Origin of the sequence: Agromyces terreus, assembly GCF_009749465.1 — a bacterium.
GTDB classification, from domain to species: domain Bacteria; phylum Actinomycetota; class Actinomycetes; order Actinomycetales; family Microbacteriaceae; genus Agromyces; species Agromyces terreus.
Genome location: NZ_WBIS01000002.1, coordinates 429,697 through 455,347, shown reverse-complemented (window position 1 = coordinate 455,347; position 25,651 = coordinate 429,697). Strand labels below are relative to the sequence as shown.

Genomic DNA, 25,651 nt, shown 5'->3' with positions numbered 1-25,651 from the left:
CTTACTTATGGGAAGCACTTCAGGGAGCGACCGAGCGGATGCCGCGGCGGCCGACGCCCCGCACGACGACCTCGCCCAGCACCGCGCCCGCCTGCACGAGCTCGGTCGGATCGACGAAGCCGCATGCCGGCGCTTCCAGCATTCGGTGGAGTTCGCCGGACGCAAGTGGAACGCCGCGATCCTGCTCGCGGGCGTCCGCGGCGCGCGACGGTTCAGCGAGTACCGCATGGCCGTCGACGGCATCTCCGACCGACTGCTCGCGGCCAGGCTCAAGGAGCTCGAGGACGAGGGCGTGATCGAGCGGCACGTGCGCGCGACGACGCCCGTCACGATCACCTACACGCCGAGCGCGTCGGGCCTGCGGCTCATCGAGGTCCTGCAGCCGCTCGTCGAATGGGGCGCCGGGCACGACGCCGCCCGCGCCGGCATCGGCAAGGAGCCCGCCGCCGGCTGAGGCATCCGCTCCCCGCGACGACACCGCGGCGCGACCGCGCTCAGCCGCCGGCGCCCGCCCCCGCGAGCCGCTCGGCGACCCAGCGCGCCTGCCGCGGCCAGTGCGCGCCCGAACCGCCCTCGTGCTCGTTGAACGCGTATTCGACGATGTCGGCCGCGGGCGTCGAGCCCGACGAGGCCCCCCAGCGATTGCGGGCGGCGTAGACCGTCGAGGGCGGGCACACCGGGTCCATGAGCGCCACCGAGAACAGCGCCGGAGCGGTGGCCCGGGCGGCGAAGTTCACGCCGTCGAAGTACGAGAGGGTCTCGAACACGCGAGCCGCGGCATCCCGATGCACCGACAGGTAGCGCACGACCTCTTGGTACGGGTCGCGGTCGGTCAGGCCGACAGCGCGCTCGAAGTGGCAGAGGAACGGCACGTCGGGCATCGCGCCGACGAGGCCGTCGCTGAGCCCGGCGGCGGCGATCGCGATGCCGCCGCCCTGGCTGGTGCCGCTCACGCTCACACGTTCGGCGTCGACCTGCGGGAGCGAGCGCACCGCGTCGACGGCGAGCACCGCGTCGGTGAACACCCGGCGGTAGAAGTAGGTGTCGGGGTCTTCGACGCCGCGGGTCATGAATCCCGAGACCGACGGTCCCGTGCCGTGCGGGTCGGCCGTCACGCCCCCCGTGCCCCATCCGCTGCCCTGGCCGCGGGTGTCCATGAAGAAGTGGGCGTAGCCGGCGCTCGCCCAGGCCAGCCGCTCGTGGGGCAGGCCGCGCCCGCCGTTGTAGCCGTTGAACTCGACGATCGTCGGCAGCGGCCCCTCGGCGCCGGCGGGCACGATGAACCAGCCGCCCACCGGGTCGCCGCCGTACCCGCTGAACGTGACGTCGTACACGTCGACCGTCGTGAGGCCGGCATCGACCGGCGTGAGCCGCGGCGCCTCGGACCGCGCGCGCGACTCGGCGAGCGTCGAGCGCCAGAACGCGTCGAAGTCGGCGGGCTCGGCCACGTCGGGCCGGTACGCGCGAAGGTCGGCGGGAGGCAGGTCGAAGCGGGGCATGGCGTCCTTCACGATCGGATGCCGCGGCCGGGCCGCCGTCGGCGACGCCCAGCGTAGTCCGGCTCGCCGGGGCGGCGCATCAGATCGCGCGGTGGTCGACGAACGGCATGCGCGGGCCGCGCTTGGGCTTGCCCGCCACTCCGGCCAGGCCGAGCAGGCGCACGACGCGATGCCGATGCCCCTGCCACGGCGCCATCGCCTCGACCATCTCGTCGTCGGTCATGTCGCGCCCCCAGAGCGCGTGCCCGACGTAGTTCGAGAGGTGGTAGTCGCCCACCGCGAGCGCGTCGGCGTCGCCGAACGCGCGCTGCGCGACCTCGGCGGCGGTCCACTCGCCGACGCCGTCAAGGGCCCGGAGGCGGGCCGCGGCGTCGGCCGGAGTCATGGCCGACGCCTCCTCGAGGCGCGGCGCCCGGCGCACCGCGGTGACGATGGTGCGTGAGCGGCGGGGGTCGACGCCCGCGCGGTGCCACTCCCATGACGGCACGCGCGCCCACTGGTCGGGGCTCGGCGCGACCTTCAACGGCCGCCGCGCCCCGCCGTCGACGGGCACGCCGGGCCCCGGCGCCTCCTCGCCGAAGCGGTGCACGAGCGAGCGCCACGAGTCGTGCGCCTGCAGCGTGATGACCTTCTGCTCGAGGATCGCCGGCACGAGCGCCTCGACGACGCGGGCGGTGCGGAGCATGCGCAGCCCGGGGTTGCGTCGGTGCGCCTCGGCGATGAGCGCGATGCGCGGCTCGAAGCCGCCTGGATCGTCGGCCTCGCCGAGCACCCCGGGAGCCTCGTCGACGCACTCGGCCGCGCCCGGGCCCCATGCGTCGACGCGCAGCTCGTCGCGCGCGACCTGCGCGTAGCGCACCGTCGCGATGCCGGAGGCGGTGCGGGTCGCCCGCCAGGCCGCGCCGTCGGCGCCGCGCCGGAACGTGGGGTCGCCGGGGCCTCGCCGGAGCGTGCCGACGGTCTGCCAGAGATCGGTCGGATGCCGCGGACGCCAGGTGCGGGAATGCTCGGCGGTCACGCATCCAGTGTGGCCCCGCCCGCTGACAGCCACCCGACTCCGCCGGTCGAGGAGCGAAGCGTCTCGAGACCCCCGCCGGTCGAGCAGCGAAGCGTCTCGAGCCCCCCGCCGGTCGAGGAGCGAGCCTCTCGCCGGTCGAGGAGCGAAGCGTCTCGAGACCAGCCGGTGCAGTGTCGGATGCCGGGTGCAGACTTGATGCATGTGCGGGCGATTCGCGAATGACGCAAAGGTCGACGAGCTCATCCAGGAGTTCGTCGCCGAGGGCGGGGACTTCCGCGACTGGAGGCCGCAGTACTCCATCGCCCCCACCGAGGTCGTGCCCATCGTGCGCGAGCGGGCGAACCGCGAGACCGGTGAGATCACGCGCATGCTCGACGCCGCCGCGTGGAACTTCCATCCGCCGTTCCTGAAAGACGCCAAGCGGCCGCAGTTCAACACCCGCATCGAGACCGTGGCGACCAACGGCCTCTGGAAGGGCGCGTTCGCCTCGTCCCGATGCCTCGTGCCGATGCGCGGCTACTTCGAGTGGACAGGCGAGCCGGGCAAGAAGCGAGCATGGTTCCTGCACGGCGACCGGCCGCTGCTGGCTGCCGCGGGCATCTGCACGGCGCGCAGGGTCGACGACGGATGGCGGGTCTCGACCTCGATCATCACGCGAGAGGCGACGGATGCCTCGGGCGAGGTGCACGACCGCATGCCGGTATTCCTCGAGGCCGACTTCTGGGGCGAGTACCTCGACCCCGTCAAGCTCGACGAGGGCGGCAAGGCGCGCATGGTCGAGCGGTTGGCGGTCGAATCCGACCGGGTCGCCTCGACGATCTCGGTCTACGAGGTCGATCGGCGGGTCAACAACTCGCGCGCGATCGACCCGGGCGACCCGACGCTGCTCGACCCGCTCCGCTGAAGCCGCTCCCGTCGCGAGTCACGACGACTGAGGCCGCTCCCGTCGCCGTCCACGACGGCTGAAGCCGCTCCCGCCACCGTCCACGACGGCGGCGGGAGCATGCCTCATCAGGCCCGGCGGCGACGTGCGGTGAACGCGGTGACCGCTCCGACGCCGATCAGCGCGGCGCCGACCGCCATCATGGCTCCGGCGGGCGAACCGGTCTCGGCCAGGTCGGCGGGCGCCGGCGTGGGCGTCGGCGTCGACGAAGAGGTCGGCGTGGGCGTCACGGTGGGTGTCGCCGGCGGCGTCGTGGGCGGCTCGGTCGTCGGCGTCGGCGTGGTGGGCGGCGGCGTCGTGGGCGTCGTCGTGGTCGGCGGCGCCGTCGTGGTCGTCGGCGGCGTGGTCGGGGTGTCGCACGTGGCAGTGCCGCTGAACGGGTACGCGTGCAGCTCGACACCCGTCGACGAGCTGGGCGGCGACTGGTGGATCAGGTCGCCGGCGACCTCGATGCGGCCGTTGGTGCCGGCGATCGAGATCGTGGTGACGCTCGCGGGGTTGCCGACGAGGATGGAGCCCGGGTACTGGGCGCCGCCCGAGATCGTCGCGGTCGTCGCGTTCGGGATGTTCGTCAGGATGTACTGGGTCGCCAGCGGGTCGAACGCGTTGGATCCGTTGTTGAACCAGCTGTTGACCTGGATCACCGGGTTCGTGCTGGTCACGTTGATGATCATCGTCGCGCCGGCCGGGATGCCGGAGCTGGCGACGGCGATCTGCCCGGTGGTGAGCGAGCCGTCGACGTAGAAGACCTGCGGGTCGCTCGTGCCGTCGCCCGTGAAGGTGGCGGTGCCGTCGGCGACGATCACCGTGCCGGTCGCGGGCTTCTGGGCGAGGCACTGCGAGAGCGCGGTGATGTTCGCGACGCGGTCGGCGAAGGCTGCGGCGCCGTCGCCCTGCTCGACCGTGGCCCCCGCGAGCACCGAGGGGGTGCCGGTGAGCGTGCCGCCGTACTCGACGTTGCCGACGATGGGCGTGAAGTCGGGGAACCCGGTGTCGCCGCCGACGATGAGGTTCGTGCCGGCGGCGATGTCGAGGTCGCCCCCGACCGTGAGCATCGTCGAGCCGCTGGGCGGCGGAACCCGCGAACCGACGCCGGCGACGCCGAGGTTGTACGAGCCGGGCGAGTCGAAGGTCGCGTCGCCGAGCACGACGAGGTTGCCCTCGGTCTCGGCCGCGGAGGGCTCCGCCGAGAAGTCGCCGCCGACGAAGACGTTCACGCCGTCGTCGAAGCCGACGACCCCGCCGTTGTTCGGCTCCGACCAGGCGGGCGGGCACTGCGTGCCGAGGCACGGGTCGAGCGGGGTGTTGCCGTCGACCTGCACCGCGAACGCGGAGGGGATCGAGCCGATCACGAGCGCGACGCCGGCCAGCCCGATGGTCGCACCGGACGCGAGCTTGGCAACGCGGACGCGTCGAGATGCATTGCGGGTACGCGCGGTCACGTGGTCCTCCGAAAGGGTCGGGTCGGGTCTGACGGCAGTCTACCGTGCGTGCCAACATGGGCCTATGGACTCGACCGAGCAGGTGCCCGCGGGGCCGACCGTGCGGCAGTTGGCGCTTCTCTCAATCCCAGCGATCGCGATCGGCATCGGATCGGCGCTCGTGCTGTGGTCGGTGAGCGGACTGGCCGAGCTGCTCCAAGGCTTCCTCTGGACCACGCTCCCCGCGACCTTCGGCGCCGATGAGGCGACGCCGTGGTGGATCTTCACCGTGCTCACCCTGACGGGCGCGGTCGTCGGGGCCGTCGTGTGGCTGATGCCCGGCCACGCGGGCCAGGACTCCGCCACGACCGAGCTCTCGGGCCCGTTCCCGGGGCTCAAAGCACTGCCGTCGCTCACGATCGTCGTCGTGCTGAGCCTCGCGGGCGGTGTGAGCCTCGGCCCCGAGAACCCTATCATCGCCATCAACGCCGCGCTCTCGATGGCGCTGCTCGCCCGGTTCGCGAAGGTGCCCCCCGAGCAGATCGCGGCGCTGGCCATCGCCGGAACGATCGGCGCCCTGTTCGGCACGCCGGTCGCGGCGGCGCTCGTGTTCACCGGCATGGTGGGCGCCCTGAAGGGCGGCTCGCTCTGGGACCGCTTGTTCCTGCCGCTGGCCGCGGCCGGAGCGGGGGCCGCGACGATGGACCTCCTCGGCGGATCGAAGCCGTCGTTCCCGCTCGAGCCGATGGGCGAACTGCAGCCCGTGTTCCTCCTCACCGGACTCGTCGTCGCCGCGGCATCCGCCCTGCTCGGCATCGCGGCCGCCTGGGCGTTCCCCTACGTGCACCGCACGTTCCACGCGCTCGGCAACCCGCTGATCTTCACGACGCTCGGCGGCATGGTGCTCGGCGTCCTCGGCATCCTCGGCGGGCCGATCACCCTCTTCAAAGGGCTCGAGGAGACCGGGGAGCTGCTGACGAACCCCGACGCGTACTCCCCCGGCCAGCTCGCGGCGTTCGCCGGCATCAAGATCGTCGCCCTGCTCGTGGCGGCGAGCGCGGGGTTCCGGGGCGGCCGCATCTTCCCGGTCGTCTTCGTCGGCACCGCGCTCGGCCTGCTCGGCTACGCCCTGCTGCCCGACCTGCCGATCTCGCTCGCCGTCGCCTGCGGCGTCATGGGCATCACGCTCGCGGCCACGCGCGACGGCTGGCTGGCGCTGTTCATCGGCGCCGCGCTCGTGGGCGACGTGACGGTGCTGGCCCCGATGTGCCTCATCGTGCTGCCGGTCTGGCTCCTCGTCACGAAGGCCCCTGAGCTCGTCGTCTCGCCCCCGAGCGCCGGCGTCTCGGTGATGAACCCCGACCGCCGTTGACCACGACCGGCGCTGACCCCGACCGCCGCTGACGCCGATCGGTCGCGGGCAGCGAAGAGCGGGCACGGCCGCGACCCGCGACCGTGCCCGCTCACGCCGGCCCGCTATTCGCGGGAGAGCATCGCCGCGGCCTCGAGTTCGAGGTCGAGGTACTGCTCCTTGCTGACGTCGACGGCCACGCCGAGCAGCTGCCCGCCCGAGAACGGGAACGGGTTGGTGTACTGCCGGCTGACCGTGTCGGCGCTGTCGTAGCCGACGCAGAGGCCGTCGCCGCAGAGGGTGAACTTGCCGATCTGCGCGCGCATCGGTCCCTCGGCGACGACCTCGTCGTCGACGTAGAGCTTGCACGTGCCGACGGACTCGCCGTGCTCGCCGGCGCTCTCGCGGGTGAACTCCATGCCGAGCGTGTGCGGCCCGGCCGAGAGCGCCTCGGAGGTGAACGTCTGCTCGGGCGGGATGCCGAGGAAGTTGTAGACGTAGTTCAGCCTGCCGTCCTTGATGAACAGCGCGTGGCCGCCGAAACGGGAACCGTGCGCGAAGATCACGCCCGCGGCATCCGCTTCGAGGACGACGTCGGCGATGATCTTGTACGAGCGGCCGCGCACGTTCACGGCGACGCTCTCGGGAACGGCGACCGTGTCGGGGTAGTACACGTAGCGCGTCCGCGGAGCCTCGGCCTGCGGTCGCTCGATCGTGAGCTGTTCGCGCGCGACGCGGTCGTCGAGCGGCAGCACGTGGTTGTCTTCAGCCTCGCTGAACCACAGGTCGACGAGTTCCTTGAGCTTCTCGGGGTGCTCGGCCGCGAGGTCCTTCGACTCCGAGCGGTCGACATCGACGTGGTACAGCTCCCAACGGTCGTCGTCGAAGTGCCCCTTGCCGCTGATGGGCGCGTGGATGGCCGCGGCCTTCCACCCGTCCGCCCAGACGCCGCGCGTGCCGAGCATGGAGTAGTACTGCACCTTCTTGTTCGTCGGCCCGTCTGGCTGCGCGTCGAAGCTCGGCTGCATCGAGACGCCGTCGAGCGGCCGCTGCTTCACGCCTCGGTACACGTCGGGCATCTCGATGCCGATGACGTCGAGGATGGTCGCGACGACGTCGGTCGAGTGGTGGTACTGGTGGCGCAGCTCGCCCTTGGCCGTGATGCCCTTGGGCCACGAGATGACCATCGGGTCGCAGGTGCCGCCCGCGAACTGGCTGTAGCGCTTGAACATCTGGAACGGCGTCGAGAACGCGGCCGCCCACCCGGTCGGGTAGTGGTTGTAGGTGTCGGGCGAGCCGAGCTTGTCGAGCATCGCGAGGTTCTCGGCGAGGTCGTCGGGGTAGCCGTTGAAGAACTTGTTCTCGTTGACCGAGCCGTCGGGGCTGCCCTCGCCGGAGGCACCGTTGTCGGCGCAGTAGAACACGATGGTGTTCTCGAGCTGCCCTGTCTCTTCGAGATAGTCGATGACGCGGCCGACCTGGGCGTCGGTGTACTCGCTGAACCCGGCGAAGACCTCGGCGAAGCGCGAGAAGAGCCGCTTCTCGTCGTCGCTGAGGGAGTCCCACGGCTTCACGTAGTCGGCGGCATTGGACACGTCGTCGGGCAGCGGGTTGAACGGGGTGAGCGCGGTTCCCTCCGGCATGACGCCACGGTCGATCATGCGCTGGAGCACCCACTCGCGGTAGGCCTCGTAGCCGTCGTCGAAGGCGCCCTCGTACTTGGCGATGTACTCCTCGGGCGCGTGGTGCGGTGCGTGGTTCGCCCCGGGGCAGAACCACATGTACCAGGGCTTCGACGGGTTGGAGGACTGCTGGTCGCGGAGGATCTTGAGCGCCTGGTCGGCGAGGTCCTTCGAGAGGTGGTAGCCCTCGTCGGGCGAGTAGGGCTGCTCGATGAAGTGGTTGTCCTCGACGAGGTCGGGGTACCAGTTGTTCGTCTCGCCGCCGAGGAACCCGTAGAAGCGGTCGAAGCCCATGGCGAGCGGCCACTGCGAGCGGCTGCCGCCGCTGGAGACGTCCTCTTCGGGGACGTTGTGGTTCTTGCCGAGCCAGAACGTCGAGTAGCCGTTGTCTTGGAGGATGTGGCCGATGCTCGCGCACTCTTCAGGGATGCGGCCCGAGAAGCCCGGGAACCCGTTGGTGCCCTCCATGATCACGCCCATGCCGTTGGCGTGGTGGTTGCGCCCCGTGAGGAAGGTCGACCGGGTCGGCGAGCACAGCGCGGTGGTGTGCCACTGCGTGTAGGTGAGCCCGTTTGCCGCCAGGCGATCCATCGTCGGCATGTTGATGCGGCCGCCGTAGGGCGACCACGAGGCCATCCCGGTGTCGTCGTAGAGCACGACGAGCACGTTCGGTGCGCCTTCGGGGGCGCGTTTCAGTTCGAACGGCTTCCAGTCGGGAACCGAATCCCGAACATCCAGCTTGATGGTTCCAGCGAACGGCGCGCGTTCTTCCGACATCGGCCAACCCCTCTTGATCCGTGGGGGCACCCATCGCCCCCGCCCAACCTATCGCCGCCGGTTCGCGGCGTGGAAGGGCGCGTCGGGATCGTTCAGCGAACGTACAGTCGCTCCAGCGCGAACCGGAGCGCCCGCTCGAAGATGCCGTCGCGGTCGACGGGAGGGGTGCGTCCGGGCTCGGTTTCCCACCGGTGTCCGGCGCCTTCGACGAGGTCGAGCTCGACCTCGCCGCCGGCCTGCCGGAGGGCGTCGGCGAGGGCCGTGGCCTGCGACGCCGGCACCGAGGCATCCGCCGTTCCATGGGCGATGAGGAACGCGGGCAGCGGGCGACCCGCGGCGACGGCCCCGGCGACCTGAAGGGCTGCGGATGCCTCGACCGCGGCCTCGGGGCGCGAGGCGATCGTTCCGCCGAGCAGCCGCCCCTCGGCGCAGTCGGGGTCGTCGAGCCGGTCGAGGTCGGCCCCGAGTGCGGCCAGGTCGGTCGGGCCGTACCAGTCGACGACGCCGAGCACCGGGGCATCCGCTCGGAACGCCGCGAGGGCGGCGAGCGCCGCGCCCGCGGACTCGCCCCAGAGCACGACCCGCGCGGCGTCCAGCCCGAATTCCGAACCCGATGCGGCGATCCAACGCAACGCGGCGACGACGTCGTCGACCTGCGCGGGGAAGATCGCCTCATCGCTCAGCCGGTACTCGACGGAGGCCACGGCGAGGCCGGCGTCGACCATGCGCTCGAACGCGCGGTCGACCTCGGGGCCGAACTCGTGGCGCGTGCCCGAATTCCAGCCGCCGCCGTGCACGAACACGATCACCGGCACGGGGCCCGCGAGCGACGACCCCGGCAGGTGGAGGTCGAGCCGCAGCGGACGGCCGCCGGGCTCGGCGAAGACGAGTTCAGGCACGCGACGATCCTGCCATCGCGGCGCCCGCAGCGCATGGGTACCGCTGCCCATTCACCTCGGCGGGTCGCGCCAATACGCTCACCTCCGGCGCCGCTCGGGCGCCGCTTCGGCACCAACGACGCACGGAGGAATTCCAGTGAAACGCATTGCGGCGGTACTGCTCGCAACACTCATGATGGCGGGCATCGGCCTGACGGCCGGGGCGGCCCCCGCCATGGCGGCCCCCAACGCCTGGCCGGTGGTCCAGAGCGGCCAGACGAGCGCCAACGTCAAGGCGGTGCAGTACCTCGTGACCGCGCGCGGGTACGCCACCACGGCCGACGGCGTGTTCGGTTCGGGCACCAAGGCGAAGGTCGTCGCCTTCCAGAAGAGCCGCAAGCTCACGGCCGACGGCATCGTCGGCGCCGGCACCTGGCCGCAGCTCACGAGCGCGACGGTCAAGTCGGGCAGCTCGGGCAACGACGTGCGGGCGGCGCAGACCCTGCTGAACAAGTACGGCTACAAGCTCGGCGTCGACGGGTCCTTCGGCGCGGCCACGAAGAGCGCGGCCGTCGCGTTCCAGAAGTCGGTCGGCCTCACCGCCGACGGCATCGTCGGCCCGAACACCTGGCGCTACCTCGCGTCGGGCAAGGCGTCCGCGGTCGTCGTCCCGACCGACTGCGCCAAGGTGACCGGCCCCGTTGCGGAGTCGGCGACCACGGTCGTCAAGGGCCCCGGCGGATACTCGTTCCGCGTGCACAAGTGCCTGTCGTCGAACCTGTCGAAGCTGCTCACCGCGGCGAACGCGGCCGGGTACACCCTCGGCGGCTGGTCGTACCGCTCCAACGCGCAGCAGATCGAGCTCCGCAAGCAGCACTGCGGCACCTCGCACTACGCGATCTACGAGATGCCGTCGTCGCAGTGCAGCCCGCCCACGGCGATCCCCGGCCGCTCGATGCACGAGCGCGGCCTCGCGATCGACTTCAACTCGAAGGGCGCGAGCCTCACGACGGCCGCGTTCAACTGGCTGAAGGCGAACGCCGGCAAGTACGGCCTGAAGAACCTGCCCTCCGAGAAGTGGCACTGGAGCACGAACGGCAACTGATCGGCTCGCCCGCACACGCGGGAAGCACGGCGGCCCCGCGACATCCGATCGGATGCCGCGGGGCCGCCGTCATGTCGTCCTACAGGCTCAGCCCGTGGCCGAAGCGGAACAGCGGGTCCTTCGTGTCGAACGGCACGTCCTCGCGGCTCGCCTCGACGGCGGCCATGCTCGACGGCAGGTCGAACGGCAGCCTGCCGAGGGGGGCGGCCGCACCGGTGAGCACGTCGAGCAGGGCCTTCGCGCTGGCCCCGTAGTTCGCGACGATCGCCGCGACGTCGGCGACGAACGGGGTGAGGATCGCGGGGCGGTCGAGGTGCACGTCCACCACGGTCGGCACGGCGGCTGCGACCTCGCGCAGGTGCCCCAGGGCCTCGTCGGTGAAGTCGAGCGACCCCTGGTGGAAGAAGTTCTCGAACGTCGACGAGCGCACCTCGAACGGTGCGTGCGTGCGGATCACCGCGACATCCGCCTCGGCCGGGGTCTCGACGAGAGTGCCGTACTCGGCGGCGACCTCGGGCGCGATGCCCTCGACGTAGAGCTTCAGACCCGGGGCGAACGGCAGCACCGGGGTGCCGGCATCCGTCGCCGTGTTCGTGAGCACCGTGATCGAGGCGCGCTGCGCGGCCTCGCCCGCGGCGACGAACTCGTCGGAGCCGACGACCCGACCCGCGTGCTCGACGTCGACGAGGGGCTGGTCGAAGAGCCCGAGCACGAACTTCTCGCGCAGCAGCCGTCGTGCCGAGACATCCAGCCGTGCCTCGCTGACCTCGCCCGACTCGACGAGCTCGACGAGCAACTCGGGGATCGCCTCGCCGCCGAACTGGTCGACGCCGGCCTCGAGCACCTTGATGACGCGCTCGCGCGGAGTCAGGTGCTCGACGCCCCAGGCGCGCGCCGGGAACGGCTCGCCGAAGATCTCGGCGTCGCTGATGAGACCCCAGTCGGTGCAGACGATGCCGTCGAACGCGTAGCGCTCGCGCAGCAGGCCCGTGATGACCGACTTGTTGAAGCCGAAGCCGACCTCCTCGTACTCGGTGCCGACAGGCATGCCGTAGTACGGCATGATCTGGCGGGTGCCCGCGGCGAAGGCGTCTTCGAAGGGCTTCAGGTGCAGCTCGAACGCGCCGCCGGGGTAGACCTGCTCGCGGCCGTGCGCGAAGTGCGCGTCCTCGCCGTCCATCTGCGGGCCGCCGCCCGGGAAGTGCTTCGTCATGGTCGACACCGAGCCCGGCCCGAACGACTCGCCCTGGAAGCCGCGGATGTAGGCGGCTCCGAGCTTGCCGGTGAGCTCGGCGTCTTCACCGAACGTGGCGACCTGACGGCCCCACCGCGGCTCGGTGGCGAGGTCGATCTGCGGGTGCAGCGCGACGCGGATGCCGACGGCCGTGTACTCCTGGCGGGCGATGTCGCCGAAGCGCTCGACGAGCGCCTCGTCGCGGATCGCCGCGAGGCCGATCGTCTCGGGCCAGCTCGAGAACGGGCCGGCGAGCATGCCCGCGAGGGGGTTGTCGCTGAACGAGTGGCGGGGGTCGGTCGAGATCGTCACCGGGATGCCGAGCCGGGTCGACGCGGCGAGCTCCTGCAGCGCGTTGTGCCACTGCGCCATGAGCTCGCCCGAGGGAGCGGATCCCAGCACGTTGAAGTGCGTCATGCCCTTGCCGATGACCTGCTCCTCGTTCGAGGGCAGGCCGAACGACGGGTCGGCCTGGGCGAGCTCGCCGTCCTGGCTCATCGCGATCATGGTCTGGAAGAAGAGCCCGGCCTTCTCCTGCAGGGTCATCTGGCCGAGCAGGTTCTCGACGCGCTCCTCGATCGGCAGCGAGGCGTCGCGGTAGGTCGGGTCGACGGATGCCTCGGTCGAAGCGGATGCCTCGGTCGAAGCGGATGCCGCGGCATCCGTGCTCTCGATGGTGTCGGTCATGTGGTTACTTCACTCCCTTGATTCGGTAGACGAGCACGGCGCCGGCGAGGGCCACGAGGGCGCCGAAGAGGTAGAAGGTGCTGTAACCGCCCAAGGAGGTCGTGGCACCGAAGGCGATGATGGCCGGAGCGACCACGGGGGCGAGCGACTGCGGCAGGGCGTTCGCCATGTTCAGCACGCCGAGGTCCTTCGCGGTGTCCTTCTGGTTGGGCAGCACCTGGGTGGCGAGCGCGGTGTCGACCGACATGAACGAGCCGGCGCCGAAGCCGATGACGGCCTGGGCGACGAGCACCATCGGGATGCTCGGAGCGAACGCGAGGATCACGAGGCCGAGCACCATGACGCCGCCGGCGACGGCCACGAACGGGCGGCGCTTGCCGAGCTTGTCGGAGAGGATGCCGCCGATGGGGCCCGAGAGCGCCATCGCGGCCATCGACGCGAGGTTCGCCATGAGGATCGTGCCGATCGCGTCCTGCTCGCTGAGGCCGAACTGCTCGGTCAGGTAGAAGGGCAGGAAGGTCGCGATGCCGGCGTAGCCGAACATGATGAGGAACTTCGTGAGTCAGGTCCAGCCGAAGTCGGGGTGCTTGCGCGGATTGAAGACGAACGAGCCGAAGAACTCCTTGACGCCGTAGCGCTCGGCGGGCTTCTCGGTGAGCACGCGGTCCTTCAGCGTGAAGACGAAGATCGCGACGAACACCGCGGCGATGAGGCCGGGCACGACGAAGCGGGTGAGGTCGTCGTGCAGGAAGTTCACGAGGAAGCTGCCGCCGAGGATGCCGAGGGGCGTCGTGAGGCCGATGATGCCCGAGACCTTGCCGCGCGAATTGACCGGCACCTGGTCGGGCACGGTCGCGGTCGAGGCGGCCATCACGCCGTTCAGCGAGGCCTGCACGACGCACCAGCCGAGCAGCACGACCCAGACGTCGGTCGCGACGCCGATGAGCGCGAACGCGGCAAGGCCCACGAGCACGCCCCCGAGCATCCACGGGCGTCGCATGCCGAAGCGCGAGACCGTGCGGTCGGAGAGACGCCCGACGAGCGGGTTGCAGACGAGGGCGAACAGCGCGCCGACGCCCATGATGAGGCCGAGCGCGTTCGTGGCCTGCTCGGGCGAGTCGGTGATGTGCTGCACCTTGAAGGCGAGCGAGACGAGCACCGGGGTGAGCAGGGCCATGTAGAGGCCGAAGTTCGAGAGCGCGAGGGTGGGGATGTACCCCTTCGGCGCCTTGCCCGAGACGCCGGCGGCGCCGGTGCTGTCTGCGGGGAGCGTGCTGCCGGGGGCCACCGTGTCGGTGAGTGACGACTCTGTCATGAGTTTCCTTCCACGAAAACCGAGCCGCCTTCGGCTCTCGCATGAGAATACACGAATCCAGACCGAGTGGTAACTGAAAATCGAACGAGTGGTAACTTCCGTGTGAGAGGATGGCTCGGAACGGGACTCGGGGGTCTGCATGGAGCAGGTGATGACGGCGGATGCCGCAGCCGACGCTGCTGCGCCGACCTCCCGGGCCGCCGCCGCCGCCCGCACCCGCGCGGGCATCCTGGCCGCGGCATCCCGTCTCTTCGTCGAACGGGGATTCGGCGCGGTCTCGATGCGCGACATCGCCGCCGAGGCGGGACTGTCGCACCCCGGCGTCATCCGGCACTTCGCGTCGAAGGACGAGATCCTCGAGGTGGTCGTGACCGAGTTCTCGGCAATCACCGAGGCCGAGATCGAGTCGCGATACGGCCGCGCCGAAGACGTGCGCATCTTCGGTGACGTCGCCCGGCGCAACGCGGCCATCGACGGCTACATCCCACTTTTCACCACCCTCGCCGGGGAGGCGACGAGCGCGTCCCACCCCGCGCACGTGCACTTCCGCGAGCGCCACGCCCAACTGCGCGCCCGGTCGTCGGCGATGTTCCGAGCCGCCATCACGGCCGGCGACCTGCCGCGCGACACGGATGCCGTCGGCGAGACCGTCCGGCTCTCAGCCGCCTGGGACGGACTGCAGCTCATCTCGCTCTACCTGCCCGACCTCGTCGACATCCCCGCAATGCTCGACCGGCACCTCGACGGGCTCCGCACCGGGCCCGGTGCGGGCGAGGCGGGCGGCCCGGGCGGCCTGGGCCCGGGGGCGTCTGGGCCGGGCACGGCCGGCGCGTCCGAGGCATCCGTCGTCGACCGCCCCTCGCCTGCACCGTTCACGCCGCACGCCTCGCCCGAACCCGAGGCCGGATACGCGCCGGGCCGGGCCCGCCGCGCGCAGATCGTGGCCGACGCGTCGACGCTGTTCGCGCGACGCGGTTTCCACGCGACGAGCCTCCGCGAGATCGCCGAGCACGCGGGCATCGGCAAGTCCACGCTGCTGCACCACTTCTCGAGCAAGGACGACCTGCTCGCCGCCGTGATCGCCCACCGCGACGCCACGATCGACGAGCGCATCGCCGCCGAAGCGGGCGGCACTCCTAGCGCGTTCCTGCACGACATCCCCCGGCACGCCCGCCTGAACGCCGAGCACGAGGCCGGACTCATCGAGCTCTACGCCGTGCTCTCGGCCGAGGCGGCGGCCCCGACCCATCCAGGGCACGAGTACTTCCGCGCCCGCTTCGCGAACGCCGTCGAGCAGTTCACCGAACTCTTCTCGCTCGCGGTTCGGCCCGCCGACGCCGGGTTCGACCCCCTCTTCGAGGCGATCTGGTTCATCGCGCTGTGGGACGGCCTGCAGCTCCAGTGGCTCTACGACCCCGAGACGATCGACGTGGCCGACCACCTCGAGGCGCATCTCGCGCGCTTCACGCGCTTCGCACCGCCGGCCGAGTAGCCGTCCCCGCCGGTCGAGGAGGCGCGCCAGCCCCCGCCGGTCGAGGAGGCGCGCCAGCGCCGTCTCGAGACCCCAGCACGCAGGTCTCGAGACGCTTCGCTCCTCGACCGGCAGAACGGTCTCACTCCCCCGCCGGTCGAGGAGGCGCGCCAGCGCCCGCCGGTCGAGGAGGCGCGCCAGCGCCGTCTCGAGACCCCAGCGCTCGGGTCTCGAGACGCTCCGCTCCTCGACCGGCGGGCTCTCCCTACTCGACGGGCGGAAGCGGTGCGCCAGCCACGAGCTGCTGCGACAGCCACGCGCGGGCGCCGACGACGAGGCGCTGCGCGAGCTCGGTCTGCCACGCCCACACCTCGAACCCGTGGGGCGCAGCCGCGACGACCTCGAACGACACGTCGACGCCCGCGTCGGCGAGCGCCTGCGCATACGCGCGGTCCTCATCGGCGAACAGCTCGAGGTCGGTCCAGGTGAGCCATGCGGGCGGCAACCCGGCGAGGTCGGTACGACGCCCGGGAACGGCGTACGCGGGCACTTCGGACGCCCCGGGCTCGACCCCGAGGTAGGAACGCCAGCCGACGAGGTTCGAGCGGTTGCTCCAGACGAGGTGGGCGCGGGCGTCGCGGCTCCGGTCGGCGGCCGTTCGGTCGTCGAGCATCGGGCAGAACAGCCACTGGGCGGCCACGGTCTCGCCCTCGTCGTGCAGGCGCTGCACGAGCGCCGCCGCGAGACCGCCGCCCGCGCTCGCCCCGCCGACCGCGATGCGCCCGATGTCGATGCCGAGTTCGCCGGCGTGCGCCTGCACCCATGCGAACGCGTCGCGCACGTCGTCGATCGCCGCGGGGAACGGATGCCGCGGGGCGAGCCGGTACTCGACCGACACGACGACCGCGCCGACCTCGCGGGCGGTCTCCCCGCAGAAGCGGTCGTCGCCGGCGGCGGACCCCAGGACAAGCCCGCCCCCGTGGATCCAGAGCAGCGCCGACCCGTTCGGGTCGGCCGGTGTGAACACGCGAACCCGCACCGAACCGTCGCGCACGACCCGGCGTTCGACGCCGTCGACCTTCGCGCCCGGCTGCAGGCGCGAGGCGCGCCCGATGACCGAGAGCATGAACGCGTTCTCGAGGTTGAGCGCGGGCACGCCACGCAGGCGGGGGTGCAGGCTCGGATCGATCTCGTCGATCGTCATGGGCGCGTCGGTCACGCGAGGCTCCTTCGTCGCCGGATTGCGGTGCGACGGAGCCTACCGTCGAGTGGCGCCCGGCGCGATCGGGCGCGCGATCGCCACCCCGCCGGTCGAGGAGGCGCGCCAGCGCCGTCTCGAGACCCCGGGCGGACAGGTCTCGAGACGCTTCGCTCCTCGACCAGCAGAACGGTCTCGAGACGCTCCGCTCCTCGACCAGCCCCACCGCCGGTCGAGGAGGCGCGCCAGCGCCGTCTCGAGACCCCCAGCACGCAGGTCTCGAGACGCTTCGCTCCTCGACCAGCCCCACCGCCGGTCGAGGAGGCGCGTCAGCGCCGTCTCGAGACCCCAGCACGCAGGTCTCGAGACGCTCCGCCCCTCGACCGGCGGAACGGCCTCGAGACGCTCCGCTCCTCGACCGGCGGGGCCGGCGATCAGGATGCGCCGGCGGTGGCGTCCTGCAGGCGCTCCATGACCTTGTCGATCGTGAACGAGGCCGACTCCTGGCGCGGCGGGAACTCGACGAGCGTCTCGAGCATCCTCGCCACGTACGTCTGCGCCGGCACGAACAGGAAGATGTGCTCGAGCACCCAGTCCCAGTACGTGTTCGACGTGATGTCGGCGCGCTCGTACGGATCGGTGCGCAGGTTGAACAGCTTCGGGAACCGCAGGTGCACGTACGGCTCCTGCCACACGGCCAGCGTTCCGACGGCGCGCTGCTCGAGGAACACGACCTTCCAGTTCTCGAACCGCATGGCGGTCAGGTCGCCGTCGTCCGAACAGTAGAAGAAGTGCCGTCGCGGACTGTGCTCGACCTCGCCCGAGATGTAGTCGAGCTGGTTGTGGCCGTCGAGGTGCACCTTGAAGGAGGTGCCGTGCAGTTCGGTGCCCGCCTTCAGGCGATCGGCGATGTCGGCGTCGCCGGCGGCCGCGAGCAGGGTCACGAACCAGTCATTGTGGCTCACCATGCCGTTCAGCACCGTGCCCGCCGGAACATGGCCGGGCCAGCGCACCATCGCGGGCACGCGGTACGCGCCCTCCCAGTTCGAGTTCTTCTCGTTGCGGAACGGCGTCATCGCCGCATCCGGCCAGCTGTTCATGTGCGGGCCGTTGTCGGTCGAGTACATGACGATCGTGTTCTCGGCCAGGCCCAGCTCGTCGAGCAGGTCGAGCAGCGACCCCACGACGTCGTCGTGGTCGAGCATCGTGTCGTGGTACTCCGACTGCCAGCGGCCGGCACGGCCCTTGCTCTCGGCCTTCGTGTGGGTGCGGAAGTGCATATGCGTCGAGTTGAACCACACGAAGAAGGGCTGGTCGTCGTCGGCCTTCGCGCGGATGAAGTCCGCGGCCGCGTCGCGGAACTCCTCGTCGACGGTCTCCATGCGCTTCTTGGTGAGCGGCCCGGTGTCCTCGATGCGCTGCGTGCCGTCGTCGTTCGCCCACGAGTGGATCACGCCGCGCGGGCGGAACTTCTCGCTGAACCCCGGGAACTCCTCGTCGGTCGGGTAGTCGGGGTGCTCGGGCTCCTCCTCGGCGTTCAGGTGGTACAGGTTGCCGAAGAACTCGTCGAACCCGTGCGCCGTCGGCAGGAACTCGTCGCGGTCGCCCAGGTGGTTCTTGCCGAACTGGCCCGTGGCGTAGCCGTGGTGCTTGAGGGCGTCGGCGATCGTCGGGTCCTCGGCGCGCAGGCCGAGATCGGCGCCGGGCATGCCGACCTTCGTGAGGCCCGTGCGGTAGGGGTTCTGGCCGGTGATGAACGCAGCCCGACCGGCCGTGCAGCTCTGCTCGCCGTAGTAGTCGGTGAACCGCACGCCCTCGTCGGCGATGCGGTCGATGTTCGGCGTGCGGTACCCCATGAGGCCGTCGGAATAGGCGCTCAGGTTGCTGATGCCGATGTCATCGCCCCAGATGATCAGGATGTTCGGCTTGTCGGACACGGATCCCCCTCCGTCGCTGCCGGGCGGACGTGCGTCGTCGCCCGTACGCATCCAGTCAAGCATCCGCGTCCCGCAGTGGCTACGGCTACGGTGGTTTTCGTGGCTGACGACATGGTGCGCATCATCGGGGGCACGTTCCTGATGGGCAGCGAAGAGTTCTACCCCGACGAGCGCCCGGTGCACGAGCGTGGCGTCGACGACTTCTGGATCGACCGCACGGCGGTCACGAACGAGGAGTACGCGCGCTTCGTCGACGACACCGGTTACGTCACGGTCGCCGAGCGGCCGATGGATCCGAAGGACTTCCCGGGCGCCGACCCCGCTTCGCTCGTGCCCGGCGCCATGGTCTTCACGCCCACGCCCGGCCCCGTCGACCTCCGCAACTGGCGCAATTGGTGGCGCTGGCAGCCCGGAGCGTACTGGCGCGAGCCGTTCGGACCCGGGTCGGGCATCGACGACCGGCTGCGGCATCCGGCGGTGCACATCGCGTTCGAGGATGCCACGGCGTACGCGACCTGGGCCGGCAAGCGACTGCCCACCGAGGCCGAGCACGAGTACGCGGCGCGCGGCGGCGTCGACGGTGCACGGTTCGCGTGGGGCGACGAGCCGTATCCCGACGGGGTGGCGCAGGCGAACTCCTGGCTCGGGCGGTTCCCCTACGACAACCAGGGCGTCGGCGGCACGGCCCCCGTCGGCTCGTATCCGGCGAACGGCTACGGCCTGTTCGACATGATCGGCAACACGTGGGAGTGGACGAGCGACTACTACACGCCCCGTCACCTGCGGCTCTCGGACTCCCCCGTCGACGCCGGCAAGCGCGAGAACCTGCTCGCCGCGGCCAGCGCGCAGGAGGGGTTCGCCGACCAGCCGCGCCGCGTGCTGAAGGGCGGTTCGCACCTCTGCTCACCCGACTACTGCCTGCGCTTCCGGCCCGCGGCGCGCTCCCCGCAGACCGAGGACACGGGCATGTCGCACATCGGGTTCCGCTGCGCGCGCGACGCCTGAGCCACGCACGACGCCGAGCTACCGATTCCCAGCACAGCTGAGGACATTCGGCGCGCCCGAAGAACGTCGACCTCCGCGAGACGCCTCGCAATCACAGCATTCGCCGCTCATCAGGCATTTTCGAATGCGATACCCCGCGAACGGGGGACGGAACACTTCGTCATCTTGACATCGGCGACTTAGGTAAGGCTAGGCTAACCCGCGGCCCACCGGCCGACCGTTCCGATCGCCACCGACAGGGGGAGCCGACGCCAATGCGTGATCTGCTGATGAGTTCGACCGTTCCCGAGTACACCGAGCTGCTGGGGCGGGCGACGGGCCTCGTCGCCTCCCGTGTGACATCCGTCACCCAGCCGTTCTCGGGCGCGAGTCGCGCGGAACTGCAACGCCTCGTCGATGACGTCGACCTCGAGGCATCCGGAGTCGGCACGGCCGAAGCGCTGCGCGAGGTCGACGAGCTGTTCCTCGAGCACGCGATCTGGTTCCACGACGCGGCCTACGCCGCGCACCTGAACTGCCCGGTCGCGCTGCCCGCGGTCGCCGCCGAGGCGATCCTCGCGGCGGTGAACCCGTCGGTCGACACCTACGACCAGTCCGCGGTCGGCACGCTCATGGAGCGCCGCCTCATCGACTGGACGGCCGCACGCATCGGCTTCGAGCACGGCGACGGCGTGTTCACCTCGGGCGGCACGCAGTCGAACCTGCACGCCCTGCTGCTCGCCCGCGAGTGGACGCTCGCCCGGCACGGCGGCGCGCGCGCCGAGGTGCTGCCGCGCATGAACATCCTCGCGACGGCGTCGAGCCACTTCAGCGTCGAGAAGTCGGCGCTCATCCTCGGCCTCGGCGACGACGCCGTCGTGAGCGTGCCCGACGACGGCGAGGGGCGAATGGATGCCGCAGCGCTGGCCGCCTCCCTCGGGGCGATCCGCGCGGCCGGCCGCATCCCGATGGCCGTCGTGGCCACCGCAGGCACCACCGACCGCGGCGTCATCGACCCGGTCGCGGCCATCGCCGAGCACTGCGACGCCCACGGAGTGTGGCTGCACGTCGACGCCGCCTACGGCTGCGGGCTGCTCGTGTCGCGCCGCCACCGCAACCTCATCGCGGGCGTCGAGCGGGCGCGTTCGGTGACCGTCGACTTCCACAAGAGCTTCTTCCAGCCGGTCTCCTCGAGCGCCATCATCGTGCGCGAGCCGGACGACCTCCGTGCCGCCGCCTGGCACGCCGACTACCTCAACCCCCTCGAGAACGAGGAGCCGAACCAGGTCGACAAGTCGCTGCAGACGACCCGCCGGTTCGACGCGCTGAAGCTCTGGACGACGTTGCGCGCGCTCGGCGCCGACCGCATCGGCGAGATGTTCGACGAGGTGATCGAACTCGCCCGCGTGGTCGGCGACGAGATCGCGGCCGACCCCGAGCTCGAACTCGTCGGCCGGTCGCAGCTCAGCACCGTGCTGTTCCGCGTACGCCCCGAGGGCGCCGACGAGCAGGCGCAGGACGCGCTCGTGGCCCAGGTGCGCCGGGTGTTGTTCGAATCGGGCCGGGCGCTCGTCGCCAAGACCGTCATCGACGGGCGGCCGTGCCTCAAGCTCACGCTGCTGAACCCCGAGGCATCCGTCTCCGACATCCGTCACGTGCTCGATCTGGTGAAGGATGCCGCAGCCGCCCTCGTCGACCTGCGCGACGTGGAGGTCGTGGCATGAGCGGCGCGACCGGGTACGACGACCCCGGCATCGCCGGCTCGGCCCGCGTGCACGACCTCGTCGGCATCGGCATCGGCCCCTTCAACCTCGGGCTCGCGTGCCTCGTCGAGCCGCTCGCGCTCGACGCGGTGTTCCTCGACCGCGCCGACGGCTTCGCGTGGCACCACGGCATGATGCTCGACGGCGCGACGATCCAGGTGCCGTTCATGGCCGATCTCGTGACGATGGCCGACCCGACCTCACCGTTCTCGTTCCTGAACTGGCTGAAGCACAGCGGTCGGCTCTACCCGTTCTACATCCGCGAGAGCTTCTACCCGCTGCGCGCCGAGTACGACGCGTACTGCCGGTGGGCGAGCGAGCAGCTGCCGTCGCTGCGGTGGGGGCGCGACGTCGTCTCCGTCGAGCACGACGAGGTGCGAGACGTCTACACGGTGCGCGCACTCGACCTCGAGACGGGCTCGGTCGAGACCTACGCGGCGCGGCATGTCGTGCTCGGCATCGGCACCGCGCCCACGGTTCCCGCGGCGCTGCGCGACCTGCCGGGGCTCGTCGTGCACAGCTCCGACTACCTGCCGAACCGCGAGCGGCTCCAGGCCGCCGGGTCGATCACGGTCGTCGGCAGCGGGCAGTCGGCGGCCGAGATCTACCGCGACCTGCTGGGCGAGACGAGGGGCGCGGATGCCGCGGGCGAGCCCTCCTCCGACGGCTACCGCCTCGACTGGATCACCCGCTCGCCGCGCTTCTTCCCCATGGAGTACACCAAGCTCACGCTCGAGATGACGAGCCCCGAGTACACCGACCACTTCCACGGTCTGCCCCTTGCGCTGCGCGAGCGGCTCGGGCGCGAGCAGCGCGGCCTGTACAAGGGCATCTCGGGCGAGCTCATCGACGAGATCTACGACCTGCTCTACGAGCTGAGCGCGTCGGGCCCGGTGCCCACGACGCTGCTCACCGACACCGAGGTGCTCGGTGCGACGTGGGACGGCACGCGGTTCCGACTGCGACTGCGGCACGCCCAGCTCGAGCAGGAGCACGAGCGCGAGACCGACGCCCTCGTGCTCGCGACGGGGTACTCGGCGCAGGTGCCCGCGTTCCTCGACCCCGTGCGCGACCGTTTCGACTGGGATGCGCTCGGACGCCTCGACGTCGCCCGCGACTACAGCATCGACGCCGGGCGCGGCCGCGTCTTCGTGCAGAACGGCGAGGAGCACACGCACGGCCTCACCGCGCCCGACCTCGGCTTCGGCGCGTGGCGCAACGCGCAGATCATCGCGAAGATCTGCGGTCACGAGATCTATCCGCTCGAGCGCAGCATCGCGTTCCAGCAGTTCGGGGTGCCGGATGGGTCTCGAGACGGCGCTGGCGCGCCTCCTCGACCAGCGGGTCCGCCGGTCGAGGAGCGAAGCGTCTCGAGACCCGCCGGTCCGCCGGTCGAGGAGCGAAGCGTCTCGAGACCCGCCGGTCCGCCGGTCGAGGAGCGAAGCGTCTCGAGACCAGCCGGGTCGGGGTCTCGAGACGGCGCTGGCGCGCCTCCTCGACCAGCGGGTCCGCCGGTCGAGGAGCGAAGCGTCTCGAGACCAGCGGGGGTGCTCCGATGACCGTCGTCACCGACTACGAGATCTCGATCCGGCCTGTTGACGCCCGGCTCGACGCCCCCACCGTGCAGCGGTGGCTGGCGCATCCGAAGTCCGCGTTCTGGGGCATGCAGGAGCTCCGCGTCGACGAGGTGGCCGACTACCTCGCCGACGTCTCGACGCACCCGCACCAGGATTCGTGGCTCGGCACCGTCGACGGCGCGGCGGCGTTCCTCGCCGAGACGTACGACCCGGCGAGCGTGCTGCTCGTCGGCATCCACGAGGCGCTCCCGGGCGACCTCGGCATGCACGTGCTCGTGGCCCCCGCCGACGGCCACGCCCGGCATGGGCTCACCGACGCCGTGTTCGCGTCGGTCATGCGCTGGTGCTTCGACGAGCTCGGCGCCGAGCGTGTCGTCGTCGAGCCCGACGTGCGCAACGCCGCGATCGCCGCGAAGAACGCGCGCGCGGGCTTCCGCGTGCTCGGCGAGGTCGACGTGATCGAGGGCGAGCACGTGAAGCGCGCCAACCTGTCGGTGTGCACGCGCGCCGACTTCGCGGCATCCGCCCTCGGCGCCCTTCCCGACCGCGAACGACTCGGAGGCCGAGCATGACGCACACGACCCAGGACGATCGGATGCCGCAGCCGACCCGCGCGGCGAACCCCGCCGCCCATCTCACGCCGGCCGCGATGGCCGGGGCGCAGCGGCACCTCGTGGCGAAGGCGATCGCCGAGTTCACGCACGAGCGGCTGCTCGCGCCCGAGCCCGTCCCCGCCGCCGGTCGAGGAGGCGCGCCGACGCCGTCTCGAGACCACCAACCCGCAGGTCTCGAGACGCTGCGCTCCTCGACCGGCGAACCCCACCCCGCTGGTCGAGGAGGCGCGCCAGCGCCGTCTCGAGACCACGGACCCGCAGGTCTCGAGACGCTGCGCTCCTCGACCGGCGAACCCCACCCCGCTGGTCGAGGAGGCGCGCCAGCGCCGTCTCGAGACCACGAACCCGCAGGTCTCGAGACGCTCCGCTCCCCGACCGACGAACCCGCAGGTCTCGAGACGCTGCGCTCCTCGACCGGCGAACCAACCGGCGGGTCGTACCGCCTCCTCCTCGACGGCGGGCGCGTCGAGTACCGCTTCGACGCCGACCGGTTCGCGCTCGAGCACTGGGTGCTCGACGAGCCGAGCCTCGAGCGCTTCGTCGACGGCACGCCCACTCCGCTCGACGCGCAGGCGTTCATCATCGAGCTGCAGCCGCTGCTCGGCATCCCCGACGCGCTGCTCGCGACCTACCTCGAGGAGATCGCCTCGACCCTCGCGAGCGCCGCGTTCAAGCTGACGCAGGGCGGCCCGACGGCGGCCGAGCTGGCGCGCGCCGACTTCCAGACCATCGAGTCGGCGATGACCGAAGGGCACCCCGGTTTCGTGGCGAACAACGGCCGCATCGGCTTCGGCGTCTCGGAGTACTCGGCCTATGCGCCCGAGGCCTGCGAGCCGTTCCGGCTGGTGTGGCTCGCCGCACGTCGCGAGTTCACGCACTTCGCGGTGGGCGAGGGCCTCGAGGCCCGATCGTTCCTCCGAGACCAGCTCGGGCATGCCCAGCACGACGCGCTCGAGGCGCGCATCGTCTCGGCGGGGCTCGACCCGGCCGACTACGAGCTGCTGCCCGTGCACCCATGGCAGTGGGAGCATCGCATCGCGATCACCTTCGCGCCCGACCTGGCGAAGCAGAACCTCGTGTTCCTCGGCGAGGGGTTCGACCGGTACCTCGCCCAGCAGTCGCTGCGCACCATGTTCAACGCCGACGACTGGGGCCGCGACTACGTCAAGACGGCGCTGTCGATCCAGAACATGGGGTTCCTGCGCGGCCTCTCCCCCGCGTACATGCGCGTGACGCCCGCGATCAACGACTGGGTGGCCGAACTGGTCGGCGCCGATGCGACGCTCGGCGAGGCTGGGTTCCGGGTGCTGCGCGAGCACGCGTCGGTCGGTTACACGGGCGACGCATACCACCGCACGCGCACGGTCTCGCCGCACCGCAAGATGCTCGCGGCCCTCTGGCGCGAGAGCCCGGTTCCGCTGCTGGCGCCGAACCAGCGGCTCAGCACGATGGCCGCGCTGCTGCATCGGGATGCCGTGGGGGCATCGGTCGCGAGCGCCCTCGTCGCGGCATCCGCCCTGCCCGCCGTCGAGTGGGTGCGCGCGTACCTGCGCGCCTACCTGCGGCCGCTCGTGCACTGCCTGCGCGCCTACGACCTGGCGTTCATGCCGCACGGCGAGAACCTGATCCTCGTGCTCGAGGATGCGGTGCCCGTCGGCGTGTTCATGAAGGACATCGGCGAGGAGGTCGCCCTGCTGTCGGCACCGCGGCCCGGCGCCGAGGGTCGCACGCCGGCCGTGCCGCCCGTGCCGCCCGTGCCCGAGGACGTGCAGCGCATCATCGCCGAGGTCGACGACGCCGAGAAGGCGCTCGCGATCTTCACCGACGTGTTCGACGGCGTGCTGCGCCACCTCGCCGGCATCCTGCACCGCGACGGAACCCTCGACGAGCACACCTTCTGGGCGCTCGTGGCCGAGTGCGTCGACGAGCACGAAGTCGCACATCCGCACCTCGAGTCGGGCATCGACCTGCGCGCCGAGACGTTCGCGCACTCGTGCCTGAACCGCCTGCAACTGCGCAACACCCTCCAGATGGTCGACCTCGCCAACCAGTCGGAGTCGCTCATCTACGCGGGTGAGATGGCCAACCCGATCGCGCGGTCGCGGCGGTTCGGGGCGCCGGCATGCTCGGGCTCGGGCAGGTTCCAAGCGCCGGATGCCGCGGCCGCCGAGTCCTCGACGGCCACGGCGTGAGCGCG

The 25,651-nt window shown here is 71.2% G+C and carries 20 protein-coding genes; 10 read left to right on the top strand and 10 right to left on the bottom strand.

Annotation, left to right across the window (positions count from 1 at the left end):
• Positions 1-7 precede the first annotated feature (7 nt).
• Positions 8-454, top strand: coding sequence for a winged helix-turn-helix transcriptional regulator (locus GQQ92_RS07220; protein WP_156998544.1), 447 nt, complete (start codon positions 8-10; stop codon positions 452-454).
• Positions 455-494: 40 nt separating this feature from the next.
• Here the strand turns inward: GQQ92_RS07220 and GQQ92_RS07215 are convergent, their stop codons facing one another.
• On the bottom strand, positions 495-1,499 hold the full coding sequence (locus GQQ92_RS07215; protein ID WP_156998820.1) for an acetylxylan esterase: 1,005 nt from the start codon (positions 1,497-1,499) through the stop codon (positions 495-497).
• A gap of 79 nt (positions 1,500-1,578) precedes the next feature.
• The gene (locus GQQ92_RS07210) at positions 1,579-2,517 is read right to left on the bottom strand and encodes a DNA-3-methyladenine glycosylase family protein (RefSeq protein ID WP_156998543.1); all 939 of its coding nucleotides are present in this window, start codon (positions 2,515-2,517) and stop codon (positions 1,579-1,581) included.
• Between the two features lie 199 nt (positions 2,518-2,716).
• Here GQQ92_RS07210 and GQQ92_RS07205 point away from each other — a divergent pair, with 199 nt between their 5' ends.
• The gene (locus GQQ92_RS07205; protein ID WP_156998542.1) at positions 2,717-3,421 is read left to right on the top strand and encodes an SOS response-associated peptidase; all 705 of its coding nucleotides are present in this window, start codon (positions 2,717-2,719) and stop codon (positions 3,419-3,421) included.
• Between the two features lie 107 nt (positions 3,422-3,528).
• On the opposite strand, the gene GQQ92_RS07200 is transcribed toward GQQ92_RS07205, so the two are convergent.
• Positions 3,529-4,902 (bottom strand): choice-of-anchor A family protein, encoded by a 1,374-nt coding sequence (locus tag GQQ92_RS07200; RefSeq protein WP_156998541.1) that lies wholly within the window; start codon positions 4,900-4,902, stop codon positions 3,529-3,531.
• Between the two features lie 64 nt (positions 4,903-4,966).
• On the opposite strand from GQQ92_RS07200, the gene GQQ92_RS07195 reads away from it, so the two are divergent.
• Complete coding sequence (locus tag GQQ92_RS07195; RefSeq protein ID WP_156998540.1) at positions 4,967-6,253, top strand: ion channel protein; 1,287 nt, start codon at positions 4,967-4,969, stop codon at positions 6,251-6,253.
• A gap of 104 nt (positions 6,254-6,357) precedes the next feature.
• Here the strand turns inward: GQQ92_RS07195 and GQQ92_RS07190 are convergent, their stop codons facing one another.
• The gene (locus GQQ92_RS07190; protein ID WP_156998539.1) at positions 6,358-8,691 is read right to left on the bottom strand and encodes an arylsulfatase; all 2,334 of its coding nucleotides are present in this window, start codon (positions 8,689-8,691) and stop codon (positions 6,358-6,360) included.
• Positions 8,692-8,783: 92 nt separating this feature from the next.
• A complete protein-coding gene (locus GQQ92_RS07185) occupies positions 8,784-9,590 on the bottom strand; it encodes an alpha/beta hydrolase (protein WP_197738131.1) in 807 nt (268 codons plus the stop codon).
• A gap of 136 nt (positions 9,591-9,726) precedes the next feature.
• Here GQQ92_RS07185 and GQQ92_RS07180 point away from each other — a divergent pair, with 136 nt between their 5' ends.
• Complete coding sequence (locus GQQ92_RS07180; protein WP_197738130.1) at positions 9,727-10,674, top strand: peptidoglycan-binding protein; 948 nt, start codon at positions 9,727-9,729, stop codon at positions 10,672-10,674.
• A 79-nt stretch (positions 10,675-10,753) separates the two neighbouring features.
• Here the strand turns inward: GQQ92_RS07180 and GQQ92_RS07175 are convergent, their stop codons facing one another.
• Genes GQQ92_RS07175 through GQQ92_RS16785 form a run of 3 tightly spaced genes read right to left on the bottom strand, consistent with a single transcriptional unit; the run spans position 10,754 to position 13,910 of the window.
• The gene (locus GQQ92_RS07175; protein WP_156998536.1) at positions 10,754-12,595 is read right to left on the bottom strand and encodes a glycoside hydrolase family 3 protein; all 1,842 of its coding nucleotides are present in this window, start codon (positions 12,593-12,595) and stop codon (positions 10,754-10,756) included.
• A gap of 4 nt (positions 12,596-12,599) precedes the next feature.
• The gene (locus GQQ92_RS16790) at positions 12,600-13,139 is read right to left on the bottom strand and encodes an MFS transporter (protein ID WP_232057555.1); all 540 of its coding nucleotides are present in this window, start codon (positions 13,137-13,139) and stop codon (positions 12,600-12,602) included.
• Positions 13,140-13,157: 18 nt separating this feature from the next.
• Positions 13,158-13,910, bottom strand: coding sequence for an MFS transporter (locus tag GQQ92_RS16785; RefSeq protein ID WP_232057554.1), 753 nt, complete (start codon positions 13,908-13,910; stop codon positions 13,158-13,160).
• A gap of 139 nt (positions 13,911-14,049) precedes the next feature.
• On the opposite strand from GQQ92_RS16785, the gene GQQ92_RS07165 reads away from it, so the two are divergent.
• Entirely contained in the window at positions 14,050-15,402 is a 1,353-nt protein-coding gene (locus tag GQQ92_RS07165) for a TetR/AcrR family transcriptional regulator (RefSeq protein ID WP_232057553.1), read from the top strand.
• Between the two features lie 244 nt (positions 15,403-15,646).
• Here GQQ92_RS07165 and GQQ92_RS07160 read toward each other — a convergent pair whose 3' ends face one another.
• Complete coding sequence (locus GQQ92_RS07160; protein WP_232057552.1) at positions 15,647-16,600, bottom strand: alpha/beta hydrolase; 954 nt, start codon at positions 16,598-16,600, stop codon at positions 15,647-15,649.
• A gap of 413 nt (positions 16,601-17,013) precedes the next feature.
• Positions 17,014-18,516 carry an arylsulfatase gene (locus GQQ92_RS07155; RefSeq protein ID WP_197738129.1) on the bottom strand — a complete coding sequence of 501 codons (1,503 nt, stop codon included), beginning with the start codon at positions 18,514-18,516 and terminating at the stop codon, positions 17,014-17,016.
• Positions 18,517-18,627: 111 nt separating this feature from the next.
• Here GQQ92_RS07155 and GQQ92_RS07150 point away from each other — a divergent pair, with 111 nt between their 5' ends.
• The 5 genes from GQQ92_RS07150 to GQQ92_RS07130 all read left to right on the top strand — a co-directional run bounded on the left by GQQ92_RS07150 (position 18,628) and on the right by GQQ92_RS07130 (position 25,646).
• Entirely contained in the window at positions 18,628-19,521 is an 894-nt protein-coding gene (locus GQQ92_RS07150) for a formylglycine-generating enzyme family protein (protein ID WP_156998817.1), read from the top strand.
• A gap of 254 nt (positions 19,522-19,775) precedes the next feature.
• On the top strand, positions 19,776-21,224 hold the full coding sequence (locus tag GQQ92_RS07145) for a pyridoxal phosphate-dependent decarboxylase family protein (protein ID WP_156998534.1): 1,449 nt from the start codon (positions 19,776-19,778) through the stop codon (positions 21,222-21,224).
• Positions 21,221-22,822 (top strand): lysine N(6)-hydroxylase/L-ornithine N(5)-oxygenase family protein, encoded by a 1,602-nt coding sequence (locus GQQ92_RS07140; RefSeq protein WP_156998533.1) that lies wholly within the window; start codon positions 21,221-21,223, stop codon positions 22,820-22,822. Before GQQ92_RS07145 ends, GQQ92_RS07140 begins: the two co-directional genes overlap by 4 nt.
• Positions 22,819-23,412, top strand: a complete 594-nt coding sequence (locus GQQ92_RS07135) for a GNAT family N-acetyltransferase (protein ID WP_156998532.1) — start codon at positions 22,819-22,821, stop codon at positions 23,410-23,412. The genes GQQ92_RS07140 and GQQ92_RS07135 overlap by 4 nt, the downstream gene beginning before the upstream one ends.
• Positions 23,409-25,646: an IucA/IucC family protein gene (locus GQQ92_RS07130; RefSeq protein ID WP_232057551.1), complete on the top strand. Its 2,238-nt coding sequence runs from the start codon at positions 23,409-23,411 to the stop codon at positions 25,644-25,646. The genes GQQ92_RS07135 and GQQ92_RS07130 overlap by 4 nt, the downstream gene beginning before the upstream one ends.
• Positions 25,647-25,651: the final 5 nt, after the last annotated feature.

Coding starts and splice junctions, on each gene's coding strand:
- GQQ92_RS07220 (WP_156998544.1), top strand. CDS start 8: ATGGGAAGCACTTCAGGGAGCGACCGAGCGGATGCCGCGGCGGCCGAC.
- GQQ92_RS07215 (WP_156998820.1), bottom strand. CDS start 1,499: ATGCCCCGCTTCGACCTGCCTCCCGCCGACCTTCGCGCGTACCGGCCC.
- GQQ92_RS16790 (WP_232057555.1), bottom strand. CDS start 13,139: ATGTTCGGCTACGCCGGCATCGCGACCTTCCTGCCCTTCTACCTGACC.
- GQQ92_RS07195 (WP_156998540.1), top strand. CDS start 4,967: ATGGACTCGACCGAGCAGGTGCCCGCGGGGCCGACCGTGCGGCAGTTG.
- GQQ92_RS07135 (WP_156998532.1), top strand. CDS start 22,819: ATGACCGTCGTCACCGACTACGAGATCTCGATCCGGCCTGTTGACGCC.
- GQQ92_RS07165 (WP_232057553.1), top strand. CDS start 14,050: ATGGAGCAGGTGATGACGGCGGATGCCGCAGCCGACGCTGCTGCGCCG.
- GQQ92_RS07140 (WP_156998533.1), top strand. CDS start 21,221: ATGAGCGGCGCGACCGGGTACGACGACCCCGGCATCGCCGGCTCGGCC.
- GQQ92_RS07130 (WP_232057551.1), top strand. CDS start 23,409: ATGACGCACACGACCCAGGACGATCGGATGCCGCAGCCGACCCGCGCG.
- GQQ92_RS07190 (WP_156998539.1), bottom strand. CDS start 8,691: ATGTCGGAAGAACGCGCGCCGTTCGCTGGAACCATCAAGCTGGATGTT.
- GQQ92_RS07205 (WP_156998542.1), top strand. CDS start 2,717: ATGTGCGGGCGATTCGCGAATGACGCAAAGGTCGACGAGCTCATCCAG.
- GQQ92_RS07175 (WP_156998536.1), bottom strand. CDS start 12,595: ATGACCGACACCATCGAGAGCACGGATGCCGCGGCATCCGCTTCGACC.
- GQQ92_RS07145 (WP_156998534.1), top strand. CDS start 19,776: ATGCGTGATCTGCTGATGAGTTCGACCGTTCCCGAGTACACCGAGCTG.
- GQQ92_RS07150 (WP_156998817.1), top strand. CDS start 18,628: ATGGTGCGCATCATCGGGGGCACGTTCCTGATGGGCAGCGAAGAGTTC.
- GQQ92_RS16785 (WP_232057554.1), bottom strand. CDS start 13,910: ATGACAGAGTCGTCACTCACCGACACGGTGGCCCCCGGCAGCACGCTC.